The 21762-nt window shown below is 30.5% G+C and carries 21 protein-coding genes; 11 read left to right on the forward strand and 10 right to left on the reverse strand.

Annotation, left to right across the window (positions count from 1 at the left end; all coding sequences use genetic code 11):
- Positions 1-39: 39 nt before the first annotated feature.
- The 5 genes from ACEQT4_RS08885 to ACEQT4_RS08905 all read right to left on the reverse strand — a co-directional run bounded on the left by ACEQT4_RS08885 (position 40) and on the right by ACEQT4_RS08905 (position 5683).
- Positions 40-2655 carry an outer membrane protein assembly factor gene (locus tag ACEQT4_RS08885; RefSeq protein WP_370227055.1) on the reverse strand — a complete coding sequence of 872 codons (2616 nt, stop codon included), beginning with the start codon at positions 2653-2655 and terminating at the stop codon, positions 40-42.
- The gene (locus ACEQT4_RS08890; protein ID WP_051169874.1) at positions 2627-3310 is read right to left on the reverse strand and encodes an isoprenyl transferase; all 684 of its coding nucleotides are present in this window, start codon (positions 3308-3310) and stop codon (positions 2627-2629) included. Before ACEQT4_RS08890 ends, ACEQT4_RS08885 begins: the two co-directional genes overlap by 29 nt.
- Positions 3311-3364: 54 nt before the next feature.
- Positions 3365-4054 carry a DUF6089 family protein gene (locus tag ACEQT4_RS08895; protein WP_027880481.1) on the reverse strand — a complete coding sequence of 230 codons (690 nt, stop codon included), beginning with the start codon at positions 4052-4054 and terminating at the stop codon, positions 3365-3367.
- Between the two features lie 98 nt (positions 4055-4152).
- Positions 4153-5022, reverse strand: a complete 870-nt coding sequence (locus ACEQT4_RS08900) for an NAD kinase (RefSeq protein WP_027880480.1) — start codon at positions 5020-5022, stop codon at positions 4153-4155.
- A gap of 1 nt (position 5023) precedes the next feature.
- A complete protein-coding gene (locus ACEQT4_RS08905; protein ID WP_370227056.1) occupies positions 5024-5683 on the reverse strand; it encodes a CBS domain-containing protein in 660 nt (219 codons plus the stop codon).
- Positions 5684-5777: 94 nt separating this feature from the next.
- On the opposite strand from ACEQT4_RS08905, the gene ACEQT4_RS08910 reads away from it, so the two are divergent.
- The 6 genes from ACEQT4_RS08910 to clpX all read left to right on the forward strand — a co-directional run bounded on the left by ACEQT4_RS08910 (position 5778) and on the right by clpX (position 11140).
- Positions 5778-6491 (forward strand): pyridoxine 5'-phosphate synthase, encoded by a 714-nt coding sequence (locus ACEQT4_RS08910; RefSeq protein ID WP_370227057.1) that lies wholly within the window; start codon positions 5778-5780, stop codon positions 6489-6491.
- Complete coding sequence (locus ACEQT4_RS08915) at positions 6492-7253, forward strand: alpha/beta fold hydrolase (RefSeq protein WP_370227059.1); 762 nt, start codon at positions 6492-6494, stop codon at positions 7251-7253.
- 22 nt (positions 7254-7275) lie between these two features.
- The gene (locus tag ACEQT4_RS08920; protein WP_370227060.1) at positions 7276-7629 is read left to right on the forward strand and encodes a phage holin family protein; all 354 of its coding nucleotides are present in this window, start codon (positions 7276-7278) and stop codon (positions 7627-7629) included.
- A gap of 127 nt (positions 7630-7756) precedes the next feature.
- On the forward strand, positions 7757-9085 hold the full coding sequence (tig, locus tag ACEQT4_RS08925; protein ID WP_370227061.1) for a trigger factor: 1329 nt from the start codon (positions 7757-7759) through the stop codon (positions 9083-9085).
- Positions 9086-9214: 129 nt separating this feature from the next.
- Positions 9215-9892 (forward strand): ATP-dependent Clp endopeptidase proteolytic subunit ClpP, encoded by a 678-nt coding sequence (gene clpP / locus ACEQT4_RS08930; protein WP_027880474.1) that lies wholly within the window; start codon positions 9215-9217, stop codon positions 9890-9892.
- Between the two features lie 15 nt (positions 9893-9907).
- A complete protein-coding gene (gene clpX / locus ACEQT4_RS08935; protein WP_027880473.1) occupies positions 9908-11140 on the forward strand; it encodes an ATP-dependent Clp protease ATP-binding subunit ClpX in 1233 nt (410 codons plus the stop codon).
- A 221-nt stretch (positions 11141-11361) separates the two neighbouring features.
- Here the strand turns inward: clpX and ACEQT4_RS08940 are convergent, their stop codons facing one another.
- On the reverse strand, positions 11362-12876 hold the full coding sequence (locus tag ACEQT4_RS08940) for a GH3 auxin-responsive promoter family protein (RefSeq protein WP_370227062.1): 1515 nt from the start codon (positions 12874-12876) through the stop codon (positions 11362-11364).
- 43 nt (positions 12877-12919) lie between these two features.
- Here ACEQT4_RS08940 and ACEQT4_RS08945 point away from each other — a divergent pair, with 43 nt between their 5' ends.
- Together ACEQT4_RS08945 and ACEQT4_RS08950 are read left to right on the forward strand one after the other, a co-directional pair.
- On the forward strand, positions 12920-13714 hold the full coding sequence (locus ACEQT4_RS08945; protein ID WP_106676439.1) for a DUF2797 domain-containing protein: 795 nt from the start codon (positions 12920-12922) through the stop codon (positions 13712-13714).
- A 56-nt stretch (positions 13715-13770) separates the two neighbouring features.
- On the forward strand, positions 13771-13992 hold the full coding sequence (locus ACEQT4_RS08950) for a hypothetical protein (protein ID WP_027880470.1): 222 nt from the start codon (positions 13771-13773) through the stop codon (positions 13990-13992).
- 182 nt (positions 13993-14174) lie between these two features.
- Here ACEQT4_RS08950 and ACEQT4_RS08955 read toward each other — a convergent pair whose 3' ends face one another.
- The 3 genes from ACEQT4_RS08955 to ACEQT4_RS08965 form a co-directional block, all read right to left on the reverse strand.
- Positions 14175-14690 (reverse strand): gamma carbonic anhydrase family protein, encoded by a 516-nt coding sequence (locus ACEQT4_RS08955; RefSeq protein WP_304145992.1) that lies wholly within the window; start codon positions 14688-14690, stop codon positions 14175-14177.
- A 229-nt stretch (positions 14691-14919) separates the two neighbouring features.
- Positions 14920-15654, reverse strand: coding sequence for a LytTR family DNA-binding domain-containing protein (locus ACEQT4_RS08960; protein WP_027880468.1), 735 nt, complete (start codon positions 15652-15654; stop codon positions 14920-14922).
- Positions 15655-15701: 47 nt separating this feature from the next.
- Positions 15702-17867 (reverse strand): histidine kinase, encoded by a 2166-nt coding sequence (locus tag ACEQT4_RS08965; RefSeq protein ID WP_370227063.1) that lies wholly within the window; start codon positions 17865-17867, stop codon positions 15702-15704.
- A 209-nt stretch (positions 17868-18076) separates the two neighbouring features.
- Here ACEQT4_RS08965 and ACEQT4_RS08970 point away from each other — a divergent pair, with 209 nt between their 5' ends.
- Complete coding sequence (locus ACEQT4_RS08970; protein WP_370227065.1) at positions 18077-19081, forward strand: SIMPL domain-containing protein; 1005 nt, start codon at positions 18077-18079, stop codon at positions 19079-19081.
- A gap of 56 nt (positions 19082-19137) precedes the next feature.
- Here ACEQT4_RS08970 and ACEQT4_RS08975 read toward each other — a convergent pair whose 3' ends face one another.
- Positions 19138-20154: a type IX secretion system membrane protein PorP/SprF gene (locus tag ACEQT4_RS08975; protein WP_027880465.1), complete on the reverse strand. Its 1017-nt coding sequence runs from the start codon at positions 20152-20154 to the stop codon at positions 19138-19140.
- A gap of 259 nt (positions 20155-20413) precedes the next feature.
- On the opposite strand from ACEQT4_RS08975, the gene ACEQT4_RS08980 reads away from it, so the two are divergent.
- Positions 20414-21316 carry a NifU family protein gene (locus tag ACEQT4_RS08980; protein WP_370227066.1) on the forward strand — a complete coding sequence of 301 codons (903 nt, stop codon included), beginning with the start codon at positions 20414-20416 and terminating at the stop codon, positions 21314-21316.
- Between the two features lie 115 nt (positions 21317-21431).
- Positions 21432-21632, forward strand: coding sequence for a dodecin family protein (locus ACEQT4_RS08985; RefSeq protein ID WP_027880463.1), 201 nt, complete (start codon positions 21432-21434; stop codon positions 21630-21632).
- Positions 21633-21762: the final 130 nt, after the last annotated feature.

Consider the following 21762-nt stretch of genomic DNA (forward strand, 5'->3'; position numbering starts at 1 on the left):
CTTATTAACCTATTTTATTGGGTTTTAGCATTGTTTTTTTTAAAACTGTTGTCCTATGATAAAGTGAGTTTCCCAACCGTGTTTTGAAGTTTCGCCTGGTTGTGGATCAAATCCATGTCCAAAGTCTATACCTAATAATCCAAATGCTGGCATAAAAATTCTTACACCAAATCCTGCAGATCTTTTTAACTCAAAAGGATCATAGCTCCTAAAATCATTATAAGAATTACCTGCTTCTAAGAATGTTAAAGCATAGATTTTTGCAGATTGTTTTAAGGTTATTGGATAACGTAATTCTAAAGAAAACTTATTATAAATTGTTCCTCCATCTTGAGTTGATAAGGATTGGTTTTGGTAACCTCTTAAGGCTATTGCTTCCCTTCCGTCTAAGCTATAATTTCCTAAACCATCACCACCAACAAAGAAACGCTCAAAAGGTATAATTCCTCTATCTTGATTATAAGCTCCTAAGAAACCAAATTCTACACTTGGACGTAATACTAACTTATCTACTAATCTAGTGTACCAATCTCCTTTAAACTTAACCTTGTAAAACTCTAACCACTTAAAACGTTCTTGATCAATTTCGCTAACTCTACTTGATGCTGCGTTAGACTCGCTTACTGTGCTATTAGAGTCGTTAATTATAGCTATATTGTCTTCTCTTTCTTGCTTTAATGCTTCATAATCTACATTATTAAACACAGAGTACGGTAATGACATTTTTGCTGTAATAGAGAAGTTAGATCCTCCCATTGGGAAAATAGGATCATTAAAAGTGTTGTTTCTTGTTAAACCTATCGTATAAGATAAGTTGTTTGAGTAACCATCACCAAATGTAAATAATCCTGTGTTATAATTTTTTAAGTTATAATGCTGAAAACTTACTGCTTGAGATAAGGTAAAATAGTCATCTGGGACAGATAAACGTTTAGCTAAACCGAAAGTAATACCTGTTATATTAAAACGTCTATCCTTATCTGCGTTTTGTGTTAAAGGATTATATAAAAACTGTTTTGTTTGTGATATAGAGGTAGAAAATTGTACTGGTTTTTTACCTCCTAACCAAGGTTCTGAAAATTGAAAACTATAGGTTTGAAAAAATCTACTAGCTTGTAATCTTAAAGCTAATCTTTGTCCATCACCCATTGGAATTGGCGTATAAGCATCTTTTTTGAATATATCTTTTAAAGAAAAGTTATTGAAAGATAAACCTAAGGTCCCAATAAATCCTCCTCCACCGTAACCACCTTGCAATTCTATTTGGCTAGATCCAGATTCTACTACAGAGTACTCCATATCTACAGTTCCTTCATCTGGATTTACATTTTTAAAATTTGGTGTTAATTGTTCTGCATCGAAGAAACCTAGTTGACTTAACTCTCTTATTGTTCTTACTACATTTTCTTTACTGTATAATTCTCCTGGACGTGTTCTTATTTCTCTATAAATAACATGGTCATTTGTTTTGTTGTTACCAACAACTGTTACTTTGTTAAAATAAGCAGGTTTACCTTCGCTTATTCTAATTTCCATATCAATAACGTTACCATCTGCATTAACCTCTACCGGGTTTATTGTTGAGAATAAGTATCCATTATTTTGATATAAGTTTGTAAGGTCATCTGCATCTGGACTAGATGCATCTGCTATTCTTTTTTGTAGTTCTATACCATTATATGTGTCTCCTTTTTCAATTCTTAGCTTTCTTTTTAAGAACTCATCAGAATATACTGTATTACCTATAAATGTAATGTCGCCAAAAGTATACTTTTCTCCTTCTTCTACTTTTATGTCTAAAGACACAGTTTCTTCTCCATTGTATGTTAAAGTGTCTGAAATAATACGTGCATCTCTATAACCTATCTCTTTATATTTATCTATAACTGAAGATAAATCTTCTTTGTAGTCTGCTTCAATAAACTTTGATCGTTTAAAAATACGAATTGGGTTTTTCTGCTTCGTATTTTTCATTGCTTTTCTTAGCTTTTTGTCTGATAAGACTTCGTTACCTTCAAAGTTGATTTTTTTAACTTTAACTTTTTCTCCTTTATCTACAGCAACGAACATATTTACTTGTGGCTTAAATGTAGAGTCACTAACAACTTCTGTAGTATTTACTTTTACATCTGCATTTAAAAAACCATCTTTTCTATACTTATTTTCAAGATAGTTTCTTGTCGTTGTTACTAGGTTTTCTGTAACCTTTGTACCTTTAAGTAACTTATTTTCTTTGATTATAGTTTCTTTCTTATTCTTTTTAACACCTGTGATGTTAATTTCATTTAATTCTGGAAGATCTGATAATCTTATTTCTAAAAAGGCATCTTTACCTTCTGTTTTGACTAAGTAAACTTCTATATCACTAAATAAATTAGAACTCCAAAGCTTTTTTATAGCATTACTTATTTGTTCGCCTGGTATTTGTATTTCGGTATCTTTTCTTAATCCCGAATAGGTTATTATGGTTTGTTCACTAAAGGTTGTGTTTCCTTTTACTGATATACCGGCAAGGTTATATTTTTCTCCGCCTTCGTAGTCTAATTCTTGCGCGTTACCTAATGCTGAAATGGCAAATATGAAGGTAATTAAAACGTATTGTAATGCTTTTTTCAATGGTAATTGTTTAGCTAATTTGTTCACTTGTTTTCCCAAATCGTCGTTCTCTTTTTTGATATTCTATAATAGCTTCACTTAAGTGTTGCTCTGTAAAGTCTGGCCAAAGTACTGGAGTAAAATACAACTCTGCATAGGCTATTTGCCATAACAAAAAGTTACTTATACGTTGCTCTCCGCTAGTTCGTATAAGCAAGTCTACATCTGGTAAATTGTGCGTGTAAAGATGCTTATTTATAACTGACTGGTCAATACTTTCTTCAGAAATTATATTATTTTTAACTTTATTACTGATTTCTTTAACAGCTGTAACTAACTCTTCCCTAGACCCATAACTAAGTGCTAAAGTAAGATTCATATGCGTGTTTTTGCTAGTTAAATTAATAACTTCTTGTAATTCTTTATACACTTTTTTTGGTAATAATGATAAGTTACCAATAGCGTTTAGTTTAATATTATTATCTAAAAGTGTGTTAATTTCTTTTTTTAGTGAAGACACTAAAAGCTTCATTAGTGTATCTACTTCTAATTTTGGTCTGTTCCAGTTTTCTGTAGAAAACGCATAAAGTGTTAAGTTTTCTACACCTAATTTTGCACAAGACTCAACTGTTGTTCTAACTGCTTTTGTTCCGTTTTCATGACCAATAGCACGTAACATGCCTTTTTGTTTTGCCCAACGCCCATTTCCATCCATTATAATAGCTAGATGTTTAGGTAAATAGTCTTTATTTATTTTATCAATACTCACTTAAAATGCGCAATAACAAGGGTTTTTACCAAATGTATAGGTTAGTGTTACACCTGTAAAGGTATACCAATCATTATTATTTAAATTACCAAAGCTTCTACTTTGAAGTTCTTCTGCATCTGGTACACTTCCATCAATTTCATCTGAAAATGTATAACGTGCACCAATTTCAAAAGCAAGCACAAAATGTTGTGCAATTGCTGCTTTATAACCAACTACCATTGGTATACCGTAAGCAAAACTCTCGGTTCCTTCTGGTTCTAATTGTCCTGAATTTGCTAAGAAGAAGTTATCGTGTTTTGTTACTGTAACACCTGTATATAAATATGGTGTTGAAACAAAACCTCCTTTGTGAAGATTAAAATCTAAAAAGGTAAACTCCATTCCGGCAGATAATTCTATTATTTGACTATTAAATTCTAATCCTCTTATTTGACGACTTGGGTCATCAGAGTTTTTATCAATTCCTTCTAGCTCGCTAAACAGTAATGAAATTCTGTACGAATGTCTCGGACTTCTATTCCATTTATAAATTCCACCTATAGTTAGGTTTTTTGGCGCAATATAATCTGTTGCTCCAACATCGCCTATAAAATTAGAACCGCCTAAATACAAGCCAAATTCATGTATTTGAGCAGTGCTAAACTGTATACTAAATAGTGTTATTATGATTACTGTTAATTGCCTCATAAATCTTCAAAGTTTGCAAATATAATAAATAAGATTAGCCTATAACAATTCTATTGAAATAGTTACTCATTTAAACAGATTTAGGCAAATTTTATTGTTTAATTACGCTTATCTTCTCCCCAAAGTAATTTTTTACGTAAGGTATCTAAGAAGGTTTCGTTATGAAGCGCTATCATTTTAATTGAAAATGGAGCTTTTTTTATGGTAATTTCGGTTTTATTTGAAAGTGTTGCTATACGTGAGTCTAAAGATACTAGATGTTGCTTCTCTCTACCATCAACTTTAAGTTTAATTGTAATAGAGTCTTCTATTACTAAAGGTCTTGCGCTTAAATTATGTGGTGCAATTGGCGTTAGCACAAAGCTTGCTGCTTTTGGCGTAATTACTGGTCCGCCACAACTTAAAGAATATCCTGTTGATCCTGTTGGTGTAGATATAATTAATCCATCACTCCAATAAGAGGTTAAATATTCACCATCTAATTCGGTTTCAACCGTAATCATAGATGTGGTGTTTTTACGACTAACGGCTATTTCGTTTAAGGCAAAATTACAAGACTCAATTTCTTTATTAGGTTCAGAAACTGAAATACTTAACAAGGTACGTTCAGAAATTTTATAATCTTTTTCTATTATAGATTTAATAGCGTCTTCAATTTCGTCATGTTGAATAGTTGCTAAAAAGCCTAATCTACCAGTATTAATTCCAACCATTGGTATATCTAAATCTCTTACCAAAGTAACAGCTCGTAAAATTGTACCGTCACCACCAATGCTTATTAAAAAATCGTAAGAACTATCTAAACTAGAAAAAGTGTTTAATGTCTTTTTTATTTTGGATGAAATGTTTTTAAAAAAGGTTTCTTCAATAAAAACATCAAAATTCTCTTTCTCTAAAACCTCTAGTAATACTTCTAAAGATGCTAAAGGTTTTTTCTTTTGAAATTGACTGTAAATAGCAACCTTCATCTTAAATATCTAGATATTTTTTTAAATAATCAGATCGTTCTTTCAAGCCTTCTAAATAGGTATCTTCTTCATGACCTGAAACTATATTATAGCTATATCTCCTAAAGCTTTGCATAATATCATTTAAGCCTGTATTCCCTATTTTTAAGGTAATTTGCGCTAAATCATTTTCATGTTTAGAAACAAAAGCGCCTAATAACCTTCCGTTATTACTCTCTACAATTTGACTAATTTCACTAAACGAATAATCCTGAATACCTTTTTCTACAATTAAAATCCCTCCATTTGCCGAGAAAAATGGAGTTTCATTAAACAATCCAATTACATCATTAAGTTCATAATACCCTAAGTATTTATTATTTTTATTTAAAACAGGCATTATGTTAGTGTGGTTTTGAGCAAAAGCCTCTAAAACATCTAACCAGTTAGTTTCTTCTCTTACAAAAAAACCTTCTACAGAATACGCTATATCGCTTATCACTTCAGAGCCTTTAAAACAATGTGCATCATTTTCAGAAACACAACCTATATATACATCATTTTGATCCTTAATTGGTATATGCGAGAAGGTTAACTGATTAAACAGCAATTGCAAATCGCTTATTTTATCAGCACTTGATAAAGGTTTAATATCGTTTAAAATATATTCTGAAAGATTCATTTAGTTTAACTTTTTGTTTATGCAAATTAATTAAATTTTAGCACAAAAAGCCTTTAAGAGTTCGTATTTTTGTGTTAAAATAAACTTTAAGTTAATGACAAAATTAAGCGTTAATATTAATAAAATTGCTACTTTACGTAATTCTCGTGGTGGCGATGTACCAAATGTTGTTCAATTTGCAAAAGACGCACAACGTTTTGGTGCAGAAGGAATCACTATCCATCCCAGACCTGACGAAAGACACATAAGATACCAAGATGCTCACGATTTAAAACCTGTTGTTTATACAGAGTATAATATAGAAGGTAATCCTATACCAAAATTTATAGATTTAGTATTAGCAACAAAACCTACACAGGTTACTTTAGTACCAGATAGCATAGACGCAATTACTAGTAATGCTGGTTGGGACACTATTAAACACAAAGACTTTTTAGTTGAAGTTATAAAAGAATTTAAAACTAACGGAATTAGAACATCCATTTTTGTTGATCCTGTTTTAAAACAAATTGAAGGCGCTAAAGAAACCGGAACTGATAGAATTGAATTATACACCGAAGCTTTTGCACACCAATACAGCTTAGGCAACAAAGACGCTGTAATACCTTATGCAGATTGTGCAAAATTAGCAGATAGTTTAGATTTAGGTGTTAATGCTGGTCATGATTTATCATTAGATAACATAGAATTTTTCAAGCAAAGCATCCCTAATCTATTAGAAGTATCTATTGGTCATGCTTTAATTGCAGAAAGCCTATACTTAGGTGTAGAAAATGTAATAAACATGTATAAAAACAAGTTAAAATAAATGATTTTACATTCACAAATACTTGGTCAAGGCAAACCATTTGTTATCCTTCATGGCTTTTTGGGTATGAGTGACAACTGGAAAACTTTAGGGAATCAATTTGCAGAAAGTTTTGAAGTCCACCTGATAGACCAACGTAATCACGGTAGGAGTTTTCATGATCCAGACCATCATTACGAAGCATTATCTGAAGATTTAAAGCAGTATTTTGATCATCATAATATTAAAGAAGCTATTGTTTTAGGACATTCTATGGGAGGCAAAACCGCTATGTTTTTTGCTAGCAAATATCCAGAACTAGTTAGCCACTTGATAGTTGCAGATATTTCACCAAGATTTTATCCAATTCATCATGACACTATCCTAGCAGGATTAAATAGTTTTGATTTTAAAGAAATTAAAAGTCGTGGTGCTGCAGATAAGCAATTAGCAAATTATATCCCACAGGTTAGTGTTAGACAATTTTTACTTAAAAATTTATATTGGAAAGAAAAAGGAAAACTTGCCTTTAGGATGAATCTTGAAGCACTTACTGAAAATGTTAGTGAAGTTGGAGAGGCGCTTCCACTTCATTTTAAATTCGACAAAAGCACATTATTCTTAAAAGGTGATAAAAGCGAATATATTGGCGCACAAGATGAAGCTATTATAAAAAGACAATTCCCTAAAGCCAATATAATAACAATTACAAATGCAGGACATTGGCTACATGCAGAAAACCCAGAACAATTCTACGAAGCTGTAATTAATTTTGTAAATTAGAACAACTCTTAATACTTAATTTATGAATCAAATTCTTAGACTTTTACTTAACGCTGTTGCTGTTTTTGTCCTAGCACACATCTTAAATGGCGTAAGTGTAGACAGTTATATTACAGCTATTATTGTAGCATTGGTATTAGCTGTTTTAAATCTATTAGTAAAACCCATCTTAGTTTTATTAACATTACCTGCTACTATTTTAACGTTAGGATTATTCCTTTTTGTAATAAATGGACTTATAATTTTATTGGCAGATAAATTTATAGATGGTTTTGCCGTTTCAAGCATTTGGACAGCCATTTTATTTAGTGTTTTACTATCAATTTTACAGTGGTTTTTACAATCTTTATTAAAATCAGACATAAAATCTGAGTAAACACAAAAAACTCTGAAATACAACAGCTTAAAAAATTGGTTGGAGTGTAAAAAAGTAGTACTTTTGCACTCCTTTTTAAATTAAAACAAGTGTTAAATGCCTTTAAAAAGGCTTTATACCATTTATAATGAATATTACAAGAGAAAACATTGATGCATTAAATGCTGTAGTAAAAGTAGATATCGCTAAAGAAGACTATAGTGATAAAGTAGAAAAAATCTTATCAGATTACCGTAAAACAGCTAACATTCCTGGATTTAGAAAAGGTCATGTACCAATGGGAATGGTAAAAAAACAATACGGTAAAGCTGTATTAGTAGACGAAGTAAATAAATTACTTCAAGATGCATTAAATAAATATTTAACAGAAGAAAAACTTGATGTTTTAGGACAACCTTTACCAAAACAACAAGATGATATTGATTGGGATGGAGATAATTTTTCTTTTGAATTTGAATTAGGTTTAGCTCCAGAATTTTCCGTAGATATTAAAAGTAAAAAAGCAATTACGCACTATAACATCGTTGCAGATGATAAAATGATAGAAGAGCAAATAGAGCGTATCCAAAAACAATACGGTAAAATAGTATCTCAAGACACTGTAGAAAAAGACAGCGAAATTACCGGTACTTTCAAAAACGAAGACAAAGACATTGACAACACTGTAACTTTAACTTTAGACAAGTTTAAAGGAAAAACTACCGAGAAGAAATTTATCGGAGCTAAAGTTGGTGATGTAATCACTTTAAAGACTAAAGGTCTTTACGAAGATGATCACGAGTTAATGCATGCTTTAAAAGTATCTCATGATGATGCTCATGGTTTAGACATTGAAGTAACGTTTACAATTACTGAAATTAACAAACGTGAATTAGCAGATTTAGACCAAGAGTTATTTGATAAGTTATTTGGAAAAGACACCGTAAAATCTGTAACCGAGTTAAAAGAAAAGATTAAAGAAGATGCAGAAAAGCAATTCGTACAGCAATCTGATCAAAAACTATTAAACGACATTACTGAGTATTTAGTAGACAATACAAAATTTGATTTACCAGCAGAATTCTTAACAAAATGGATGCAAGTTTCTGGTGAAAAAGAAATGGATGAAGCTACTGCTAAAGAAGAGTACGAAAAGTCAGAAAAAAGCCTACGTTACCAATTAATCGAAGCAAAAATCATGGAAAAACATGGTTTAAAAGTAGATTTTGAAGACGTAAAAAGCAACGCCAAAAACATGATTAAAATGCAAATGGCACAGTTTGGACAATTAAACCCTTCAGAAAAAGAATTAGATGATATCGCAGCACGCGTATTATCTAATCAAGATGAAGTAAGACGAATTTCTGAACAAGTTGTTAGCCAAAAACTTTTAGAGTTATATAAAGAAGAAGCCAACATCAAAACTAAAGAATTATCTTACGATAAGTTTGTAAAAGAAGTTTACGGAGATAAGTAAACCTCTTTTTAAACCTTAAAAAGCAATAGTTTCTTTAGTATAGGTTTAACAAAATAATCATTATCTTTAGGCGTTGTTTAATTCACTAAAACAACGCCTAATTTTATTTAAAAAATATTATTTACAACTATGGATTTCGGAAAAGAATTTGAAAAGTTTGCAATAAAAGACCAAGGGATAAACAGTAATTACTACAACAAAATTGTTAGTAGTATGTATCCAACTAATTTAACACCTAATATTATTGAAGAGCGCCAGATGAATATTGCTATCTTCGATGTGTTTTCTCGTTTAATGATGGATCGTATTATCTTTTTAGGAACAGGCATAAATGACCAAGTTGCAAACATTATACAAGCACAATTATTATTCTTAGAAAGCACAGACGCTAATAAAGATATTCAAATATATATTAACTCTCCAGGTGGTAGTGTTTATGCTGGATTAGGCATTTATGATACTATGCAATTTATAAAACCAGACGTAGCTACTATTTGTACAGGTATGGCAGCATCTATGGGAGCAGTATTATTATGTGCAGGAGAAAAAGGAAAACGTAGTGGTTTACCACATTCACGTGTTATGATTCACCAACCATTAGGAGGTGCACAAGGACAGGCTAGTGATATTGAGATTACTGCAAGAGAAATTCTTACTTTAAAAGAAGAATTATATAAAATAATAAGTAAACATTCTGGACAAGATTACGATAAGGTTTACAATGATAGTGACCGTGATTATTGGATGAAAGCTGATAAAGCTAAAGAGTACGGAATGATTGACGAAATCTTAACAAGAGGCGAGTAAAAATTAAAATTAATAATGGCAAAAGAAGAATTAGAGTGTTCATTTTGTGGTAGGAAAAAGCCAGAAACAAATTTATTAATTGCTGGTTTAGATGCTCATATATGCGATAGATGTATAGAACAAGCTCATGGCATTGTTATAGAAGAATCTAAACAAAACGAAGACAATGGTTTATCGGCAGAGCTAATGCTAAAAAAACCATTACAGATTAAAACGTTTCTTGATCAATACATTATTGGACAAGAATACACAAAAAAAGTAATGTCTGTAGCTGTATACAACCATTACAAACGTTTGTTACAACCAGCAAGCAATGACGATATTGATATACAAAAATCAAATATTGTTATGGTAGGACAAACCGGTACAGGAAAAACATTAATGGCAAAAACAGTTGCCAGAATGTTAAATGTACCATTAGCTATAGTAGACGCTACTGTTCTTACAGAAGCTGGTTACGTTGGTGAAGATGTAGAAAGTATTTTAACTAGATTATTACAAGCAGCAGATTACAATCTTGATAAAGCAGAAAAAGGTATTGTTTTTATAGATGAAATTGACAAAATAGCACGTAAAAGTGATAACCCTTCTATTACCCGAGACGTATCTGGTGAAGGCGTACAACAAGCATTATTAAAGCTTTTAGAAGGAACAGTAGTTAACGTACCACCAAAAGGCGGACGTAAGCATCCTGATCAAAAATTTATAGAAGTTAATACAGAAAACATCTTGTTTATAGCTGGCGGAGCTTTTGATGGTATAGAACGTGTTATTTCTAAACGTTTAAACATGCAAGCTGTAGGTTATAGCGCTTCTATTAAAGAAGAAGTTGTTGACCAAAATAACTTGTTACAATACATCATTCCTAAAGATTTAAAAGACTTTGGTTTAATACCAGAAATTATTGGTAGATTACCTGTCTTAACTTACATGGATCCTTTAGACGAAAAGACTTTAAGAGCTATTTTAACAGAGCCAAAAAATGCCATTATCAAACAATACAAAAAACTGTTTGAAATGGACGAAATAGAGCTTAACATTACAGATGGCGCTTTAGATTATATTGTAGAAAAAGCAATAGAATACAAGTTAGGAGCTAGAGGTTTACGTAGTTTATGTGAAGAGATTTTAACAGACGCAATGTTTGAGTTACCAGGAAGTGAGACTAAAAAGTTTAGTGTAACTAAATCTTACGCAGAAGAAAAGCTAAGTAAAACAAAACTTAAAAAACTAAAAGCTGTATCTTAAAATAAGAACACACTTTTTAAATAAAATTAAACCACTCACGTTTTGAGTGGTTTTTTTATAAATAAAAAAAACCACTTTATACATTTACAAATATAAAGTGGTTTTCAAATTAAATGTTAATTTGACGTTTCCCCTAAGTCAGATTAATAGCATTTTAAATGTAGTTAATTTTTCGTTAATATCCAAATTAGATAACACCTATTAACTGATTTAAAACATGTTTAATTATTGATAGATAATAATTCGTCTATATACTGGCGTGTATTAGACAGTCTTGGCACTTTATGTTGTCCTCCTAATTTATTATTTTTCTTAAGCCAATCGTAAAATAAATTTTCTCTAGCTACATTAATTTTAGGTTTGTTCAACGTCATATTATTATAACGCTTAGCTTCGTAGTCTGAATTTAAGCTTTTTAATGCATTATCAAATAACTCACTAAAATAATTAATATCTTTTGGAGGAGTTTTAAACTCTATTAACCATTCGTGCGCACCTTTTTCCTTACCTTCCATAAATATTGGTGCTGCTGTATAATCTTTAATTTCCGACTGAGTTTTTTTACACACCTTTTTTAGTGCATCTTCTGCATTTTCTATAATTAACTCTTCTCCAAACACATTAATATGATGTTTTGTACGTCCAGACACTTTTATTCTATAAGGGCTAATTGACACAAATCTTACAGTATCACCTATCTTATAACGCCATAAACCTGCATTTGTAGTAATTATAACTGCATAGTTTTTATTTAGCTCTACCTCGCTTAACGGTATTACTTTTTCATCTTTTGTACCATAAGTATCCATTGGGATAAACTCGTAAAAAATCCCATAATCTAGCATTAATAATAAATCGCCAGAGTAATTTTGATCTTGTATAGCAAAAAACCCTTCAGAAGCATTATAAATCTCGTAATACTTAAATTCTTTCTTCGGAAGAATAGCTCGATATTGTTCTATATAAGGATTAAAACTTACACCTCCATGAAAGTAAACTTCTAGGTTTGGCCAAACATCAAAAATGCTATTTTTTCCTGTTTTATCTAAAATATTGTTAAGCAAAACCAACATCCAACTTGGCACACCAGCAAGACTTGTTACGTTATCCTCTATCGTTTCATCAACTATTGCTGCCATTTTAGTTTCCCACTCGCTTAACAAACTTACTTTATTGCTTGGTGTACTACTAAATTCTGCCCAAAATGGCATATTATCTATTAAAATAGCACTTAAATCTCCAAACGCAGTACCATTTTCTTTGTATAATTCTTTACTTCCTCCTAACCTTAAACTTTTACCTGTAAAAAGCTGAGAATCTTCATTATTATTAAGATACATACATAGCAAATCTTTACTAGCAGCATAATGACAGTCTTCTAAGCTATCCATACTAACAGGTATAAATTTACTTTTAGAATTAGTAGTACCACTAGATTTTGCAAACCACTTAATAGGTTTTGGCCAAAAAATATTAGACTCGCCTTTACGTGCGCGCTCTATATCATCTTGTATATCTTCATAGGAAGAAATCGGAACACGATCAGCAAAAGTTTTATAATTTTTTATTGAAGAAAAGTCATACTTCTTACCTACTTCTGTGTCTTTAGAAATATCTATAAGGCTAGATAACAACTCTTGTTGTACTTCGTTTGGATACTTTAAAAACAACTCTATTTGATGAAAACGTTTCTTTAAAAACCAAGATGCAATAGAATTAACAAGAGGAATTGGCATAGTAATTTGTATCTTTAAAGTTTTAAAAATAATACTTTTTTTTATGACCTACCAAGGTGTTTTAACAAAAATGCAAACCGAGTTTTTAGACCCAATTGCCTACTATTTGGTTTTTAAAAACGACTTTATAAACTTTAATCAACTATTAGATAAAACCATATCTTTTGAATTTGTTGGTTATGAGTGTTTAAACTGTCATTTAAATAAACCCATTTACCGCCAAGGGTTTTGCAAAAGTTGTTTTTTTGACATTCCTCAAGCTGCAGATTGGATCATGAAACCCGAATTAAGTCAAGCTCATCTAGATATTGAAGACCGAGATTTAGAGTATGAAAAAAAAGTACAATTACAACCACATATTGTTTACTTAGCTAATTCTAGTAACGTTAAAGTTGGTGTTACCAGAAAAACACAAGTCCCAACAAGATGGATTGATCAAGGTGCACACGAAGCTATTGAAATTGTAGAAGTCCCAAACCGTTATCTTGCTGGTATTACAGAAATAGCATTAAAAGACCATATTAGCGATAAAACCAATTGGCGCACCATGCTTAAAAATGATATTAAAGATGAAAATTTAGTAGAATGGAGAGATCGTTTGAAAGCTTATATACCAGATGAAGCTAAAGACTATTTTATTGAAAATAATAGCGAAACCGAAATACACTTCCCGGTTTTGCAATATCCTAAAAAACCAAAATCGTTGAATTTTGAAAAAGCCAAAACATATACTGGTGTTTTAAAAGGTATTAAAGGTCAATATTTAATTTTTGAAGATGATACCGTTTGTAACATTAGAAGTAATGAAGGTTACGTTGTAAACATTTCTATTTTATAATTACATTAACGCATTAAAACACTGGTTTTTAGTAATTTGTAAATAAAATTACAATTATGAAAATTCCAGTATTATTTTGGGTAGCAATTACTACCATGCTTTTAGTTACCGTAACTATAATGGTATCTATGAATATGCCTTTTAATTGGGTATTTTATTTAACCTGTATTGGTCAAGTTTTAGTTGGCGTTATGGTTTATAAGGTGTTAACCGATAACTATACAACCGATAAAACGTTTAAACATTTTTATGAAGACCGACCTATAAATTATCGTTAGTAATTTTGCTTTAAATAAATGACCATTGGTTATACCCATGTTAGGGATTATTCATTACTACTTATTTTTAAATTTATGTATTAATAATTACTTCGTAGTTGAGGCATTATTGGAGCACATCTTTGATTGCGACTGCCGAAAGACCGACCCGATAAGGTAACGCCCAAAAAATTATAATTACACTATTCTTTAAACCAACTTGAATATTTAACGTAGTTATTAGCTATTCGGTTGATTTCGCCATTAATTAATTCTTCGCTAATGTCTTTTACTTTTTTGGCTGGTACGCCTGCGTAAATGCTACCAGACTCGACTATTGTATTTTGTGTAACAACTGCTCCTGCCGCAATAATACTATTGCTTTCTACCACGCAATTATCCATTACAATACTTCCCATACCTATTAAAACATTGTCTTTTATGGTGCATCCGTGCACTATAGCATTGTGACCAATAGACACATTATTACCGATGTTGGTTGGATGTTTTTGATACGTACAATGGATAACTGCGCCATCTTGCACGTTAACTTTATCTCCCATTTTTATGTAATGTACATCGCCGCGTATTACGGCATTAAACCAAATACTACATTGGTTACCTGCTTGTACATCTCCTACTATGGTTGCGTTTTCGGCAATGTAGCAGTCTTCTGGAAGTTGTGGTGATTTACCGTTTACTGGTTTTATAATTGGCATTTTGAAGTATGATTTTTGATTTATGATTTATTATTTGTTCTCGATACATTTTGCTTATACTTCGCAAAACACTCGAACTGACGTATGTTGAGTTTTATGTTTTGATCATGCGTTTCAATACATATGAACTGAATTTATTAAATAATTTAGTTTTGGACTGCGCTTAGCCTGACAACATATATTATTAATTGTTTTTTTTCTTAGAGATTCCTGCTTACGCAGGAATTTGTTAATTAAAATACGATAATAATCCTGATTTTTTGGAGGCTGAAACCATAATTTCTTTTCCGTTGCTTAAAATAACGCTTCCGCCTTTTCCTTTAACGTATTTAACCACTTCTGAGACATTTATTAAGTAACTTTTATGTACTCTTGCAAAACCAGATTCTGATAAAATGTCTTCAAAATATTTAAGCGTTTTACTTACTAATTTTTTCTTGTTATTATTTAAAAATATTTGCGTGTAATTATCATCTGCTTTGCAATACAAAATGTCTTTGGTGTTTAATACTTCAAAGCCATCTTGTTGGGGAATGGTTATTTTGCCTTCTACACTATTGGTTTTTGGGATTAGTACTTGGTCTTGTAAAGCGTCTTCTTTGGTTTTTATCTCGGCAACGTAATCTACTGCTTTTATAAGCTCGTCTATATCTATCGGCTTCATCAAATAATAAGACGCGTGCGCATTTAACGCATCCATTGCATAGTGATTATATGCGGTTACAAAAATGGTTTCAAAATTACGATCGCCAACCTTATCTAATAAATCAAATGCGTTTCCGTAAGGCATTTCTACATCTAAAAACACGAGGTCTAAATCTAGTTTTCTTATGAGTTCTAAACCTTCGTTTATGTTTGATGCCTCTCCTAAAATATTAACTTTTGGACAGTATTTGGTCAAGTAGTTTTTTAAAATTGTTCTACTTTGTTCTTCGTCTTCTACTAATATGGCGTTTAGTTTCATTGTTTATTTTTTTAAGCTTGAAAACCGAAGTCTGAAGCTTTTTTTTATTAATCCTTCTTTAAAGTCACTATTACTTTTGTACCAACATCTTCTGCATTAAGCTGATTATCTTCTATGTTGATGTCTACTTTATCTTTGTACATTTCGTTTAAAATAGTAACACGTTTTTTGATGTTTCCTAATCCTTTAGAGTTGTGTTTTTTCTGATTTTCGGTCTTTAATGCTTTAGATTTTTTGCGACCAATACCATTATCTGCAATAGTGATTTCTATTTGGTCTTTTTGTTTTTTACAGATTTTAATATCTAAAATTCCTTTGTCTTCTTTATAACGTAATCCGTGCCAAACCGCATTTTCTATATAGGGTTGCAATAGCATAGGTGGTATTTTATAGGCTTCTATATCTATAGTATCTTCCACAGAAATTTTATAATCAAATTTATCTTTAAACCTAAAATATTCTAGCTTGGTGTATAATTCTATAAGTTGAATTTCCTTTTGTAATGGAATAAAATCTTCTTCTGAATTTTCTAAAACTGCTCGCATTAATTTTGAAAAATCTGACAAGTATTTATTAGCTGTACGCTCGTCGTTAGTAGCAATAAAACTGTTAACCGAGTTTAATGCGTTGAAGATAAAGTGCGGATTCATTTGACTTCTTAAAGATTTTAAAGCCAGTAAATTGTTAGCCAATTTTTGTTGTTTGATGTATTTATACATTAAATACGCCAAGACAACTAATAAAAATAAGCCGCCAATTAATGAGTAAATGATAAGTTGTTGGCGTTTGTTTTTCTCGTCAGACAATTGCATTTGGCTTAAAGTAAGCTGTCTGTCGTTTTCTAGTGAAAGAATACGATTTTGCTTTTCGGCAATGCTTTTGGATATTCTTGCTGCTTGAGATATTTCTTGTTCTTTCTTTATGTAAAGCTGGTCTACAGCTTCGGTATAGGCGTTAAAGGCTTCTTTAGCTTTTTCAAAATTACCCGAAGCTACAAATACATCGGCTAACTTTTTGGTAGCGTCTTTTTTAACTATTAAATCTTCTTTTTTATCGGCTTCTTCAATACTTTCTTCTAGATACGGAATGGCTTCATCTAAATTATTTTTTAAAAAATAGGCATTACCAATTTTATAGTTTTGTTTTTGTTTGGTTAACGGACTTTCGTTAGTGATGACAGAGTCTTTTTCTATAGCATCTATATCTTTGATAATTTCTTTTCTTAATTGAATTTCTTTATCAAATGCTCGGTTAGTATTCTGAAAATCGGCTATTTTAATTTTTTGTTCTAGCGCTTTGGCTTTATTTTCTTTAGATGCTAAATTTATTGAATTTGTGAAATAGCTTTCTGCTTCAGTTTTATTTCCAATTTCGCTGTAAGAATCACCTAATTTTGAGTTTAAATCGGTGATTTTTGGTTTTATATTATTGGTCTCGGCTATTTTTAATCCTTGCTTAAAAGATTGTGTTGCTAGTTTTATTTTATTTTGTTCTAAAAAGACATCTCCTAAACCTTCTTGTTTTTCAATTTGCTGCCAGTTATTAAGTGTTTTATCTTCTAAGTCATTATAAATCTCTAGGCTTTTTTGATAATTTTTATTTAAAAAGTAGGCTTCTGCTAATTTTAATTTTACATCTATATTACTATCGTTTTTAAGACTTATACGGTAATTAGTTGTTGCTAAATCATATTGTTTCCAATACATATTTACATCGCCCAAAACTTCAAATGCTTGTGCATTTTCTTTTACTGATGTACTTTTAGATATACTTTCGGTAATAAATTGAATACTTTTTTCTGCTGAAATTTTCTTGTAAAATATAGCTGAGTCTATTGTGCTTCTAAAAGTGTTTTCTTTAGTTTTTATTTTTTGCACGTAACCGTTTACGCCTATTGGCTGGACTTCAACTGTAATATCATCATTATCTTTAATGGTGTAATAAACGGTTTCAAAATCGTCGTGACTAATAACAATTTGATCTCCTTTTTTTACTTGAATTCTAAACGTACCGTCTAAAGACGATTTGGTGTAGCTACCACCATTTACTTGTATATCTGCGTTTTCTATTGGATTACGCGTATCGCTTTCTCTAATATTCCCTCTTACTGTAAAGGCTTCTGCATTATCAATTATTGTATTGGTTTGAGCCAATACAGATTGAAATCCGATTGTAAGAAAATAGATTAATATAAATTGTTTTAAAAGTTTCATTTTAAATTAAATATCGAGTATAAAGCTACACGTTTTAACTCATTTAATAAAATAGCATTTTAGGTATTTATCACTAAAAACTAACAAAATAACATCACTTACTCAGTCGTATTTCTTATTCACTAAACTAAAGCTAATGTTGCCTCATTGCTCTTTTTATTATAAAAAAGTTGAGTATAGGTTTATGCCTAATTTTAAAAAATTCAATTATGAAAAACCTTCACTTATTTTTATTTATCCTAACTATTTTAACAGTAAAAGCACAACACAAGGGTAATTTTGATCAAAAAATATCTAGAGCTAACATAGCCGGTAACGCTATTGCTTATGGTCATACTACTAAACAAAAACAACAAATCTTAAATCCAAACAGTACGTTGATAATAGATGTTAGAGCTTTACAAAATGTAAAAGCATCTAGTTACACTGCTATTTTTAACGTTTCTCAAATTGCAGAAACTGCAGAAGCAACTAAAAATTTAATGAGTCTTAAAGTTGAAAATATTAAAAATGAACTAACAAAGATCGGCTTAAAAGAAAGTGATATTGCTATAGATGTAATTTCTTTTATACCTGTTTATGAAGTTGAAGTTACTAAAAAACTATTTAGCAAAACTTATACCGAAGTCCCTAAAGGCTTTGAGTTACAACAGAACATACATATACAGTTTAAGAAGACCAATCAATTTGAAAACATACTTTCTGCTTGTGCTAATAACGAAGTCTATAATCTTGTTAAGGTGGATTATTTTATCGAAAACATTGCTGAAGTCTACAAAAATCTACAAACACAACTTTTACAATTAATAAAAGACAAAAAAGAATATTACTCTGTTTTAGGTTTTGATTTAAAAGAATATAATGTACAAATGGCAGATCAAAAGTATTGCTACTTTCCAAAAGATTTTTACAATAATTATCAGGCATTTAATAGTATTTCTTTTGAAGCCTTAAAGCAAAACGAAGGTGTTACTACTGCAAACAAGCAAACCTCTTATTACTATCAACCGCTAACCTATGAAAATTATGATATTGTTATTAACCCTTCCATTATAGAGCCTGTTGTACAAATTGGTATGGAAATTAAACTACACTACAACCCTAAACCTAAAAACGATAAGCCAGAACCAATAGTAAATAAAGAAATAGAACGTAAGTATTATGTAATCTCTCCAAATGGTGATATTGATATTAAAGAATTAGACACTAAATAATACAAAAAAAAAGCCTTGAGATCTCTCAAGGCTTTTTTTAATATGTATTTTATATCTTAATTAACCGCTGGACAGTTACAGCTATAAGCAGCTCTACCACAGTTAAAGTTAAAACCTAAAGTAATTTGATGAAAACCACCACTATTATACACAATATCATTTGTTTGATAATTGTAAGAATAGGCAAACATAAAGTCTTTTACATTAACCCCTAAAAGCGGTGTTAAATATTGTAATTTTTGACTACTTACAGATTGTCCATCTAAATACTCTGCTCCATCTAAAGAACGTCTGTAAGATAAACCTCCCCAAACTTTACCAAAGTCCATTTCTTTATAAACTTTAAGATTTACATCAAAAAGAGCCTCTTCAGTAGATTCTCTATATAAGAATAACGCAGATGGTTCAAAACTCCACTCGCTTCCGTAGCTACCAAAAGTATTACCTACAGTAAAGATGTATGTTCTTAAATTATTAAAGTTTAAATTACCAGGGTTATTATTATAGTTTACACCATCGTTGTTTAATAAATTCTTCACGGTTGCATGAGCATAAAAATCGTAAAGGTTATAAGAGAACCCAAAATCTACATTAAACTCTGTAGCAGACTGCTCTATACCAGCAATTAAAGGGTCAAACCCATCTGCTAAAAAAGTAGTCTCGTCTAATTTATATTGTATTGCACCAACACTTAAACCAAAAGATAATTGATTTAAATCTGCTGTACTACGAGAAAACATTAAATGATGAGCATAAGTTAAATAAGCTCCTGTTTGAGAATGATAACCATTTCTATCAGAATAAACTATTGCACCTATACCTGAAGGAGAATCTCCAATTCTACCATTTACACTTGCAGTAATTAATCTTGGTGCATCATCATCTCCAAACCATTGTTGTCTACCAGTAATCCTAACCTTTGCACAGTTAGCAGCACCAGCCATAGATGGATGAATTAAATAATAGTTATCAGTTAAATAATCTGAATAAATTGGAAGTCCTTCTTGAGCGTTAGCTAATTGCGATCCAAATAAAGTTGCAATTGCTATAAATAGAATATTTTTTAATCTCATAATCTCTTTTTTCCGAGGTCGTATGGTCTGTTATTTCAAATCAACTTATAATTTATAACTTAATTTTAAGTAAAAAATTATAACGTTTGTAAATATATAAATTTAGAACGTATAATTAAGTTGAAAATAGTTAAAGGTTTCAATTTAAAATTCTTTTAGTAAAATTACTAAAGTTATATTAAAAATTTCAACGTATATAAAGATCAAATATATAGATATCTCTGCTATTGTTTTAGTATTTTTGCAAAAAAATTACAGCATGAGCACATATAAAATCTCTATACAAAACACAAGTAACCCTACTATTTTAAAATTTGATGTTAATCAATTTATTACCAAGCATCAAAACTATGAGTACAATAATATTGATGAAGCAAAAGACTCGCCTTTAGCACAGCAATTATTCTATTTACCATTTGTTAAAAAAGTATACATATCTAGTAATTTTATAGCAATAGAACGTTATAACATTGTTGAATGGGATGATGTAAAAGATGAAGTTGCAAAACAAATTGAAAACTATTTAAATAATGATGGTGTCATTGTGACCGAAACTGCTACTACACAAAAAGTACCTGTAACAGTTTACACAGAAAGTACTCCTAATCCATCCGCGTTAAAGTTTGTAGCTAATAAAAAATTAGTGACTGCGACTTATGATTATGATTCTATAGAAAAAGCAAAAACATCTCCTTTAGCAACCGCGTTATTTCATTTTCCGTTTGTAAAAAGCGTATTTTTTGATGAAAATTATATATCTATAACAAAATATGATATTGCCGAATGGAACGATATTACTGTAGAACTTAGAGATTTTATCAAAAAGTACATAGAAGAAGGTAAAAATATTATAGATCCTAACGCGCCTGAAGTTATTGAAAAATCTACCGAAAAAGTAGAACAGCATTTTGAAAATTTAGATACTACATCTCAAGAAATTATAAATATCTTAGAAGAATATGTTAAACCAGCAGTAGCAAGTGATGGAGGTAACATTCAATTTGAATCTTATGATGAACCTTCTAAAAGTGTAAAAGTTATATTACAAGGTGCTTGTAGTGGTTGTCCATCTTCTACTTTTACTTTAAAAAATGGTATTGAAAATATGCTAAAAGAAATGTTGCCTGGTAGAGTTAATACTGTTGTAGCTATTAATGGTTAATTAATCCTAAAAATTAAACCTTTCATCTATTTTCAGTTCATTTAACTATAAATCAAACTTTTAAACATCAAATATTTGTTAATTTAATAGTATTAACATTTAAAAAACAAATATTATGGCAGTATTAAAAGTTATTGAAGTTTTATCTAACTCTGAAAAAAGTTGGGAAGATGCAACAAAAAAAGCAGTAAAACACGCATCAAAAAGTGTAAAAAACATACGTTCTGTGTATGTACAAGATCAAAGCGCTATTGTTAAAAGTGGTGAGGTAACAGAGTTTAGAGTTAACCTTAAAATCACTTTTGAAGTTGAGTAATCACTTTTAGTTTTTATTTATAAAACACCTTATATTAAAAAGCCTGAACACTATGTTCAGGCTTTTTTGTTTCTATTTGTATTGGTTTGTTTGAATTAGAAGTTGTTTCCTAGCGTTTCAGAGTAAAGTG

It is taken from the genome of Mesoflavibacter sp., assembly GCF_964226795.1.
GTDB lineage: Bacteria > Bacteroidota > Bacteroidia > Flavobacteriales > Flavobacteriaceae > Mesoflavibacter > Mesoflavibacter zeaxanthinifaciens.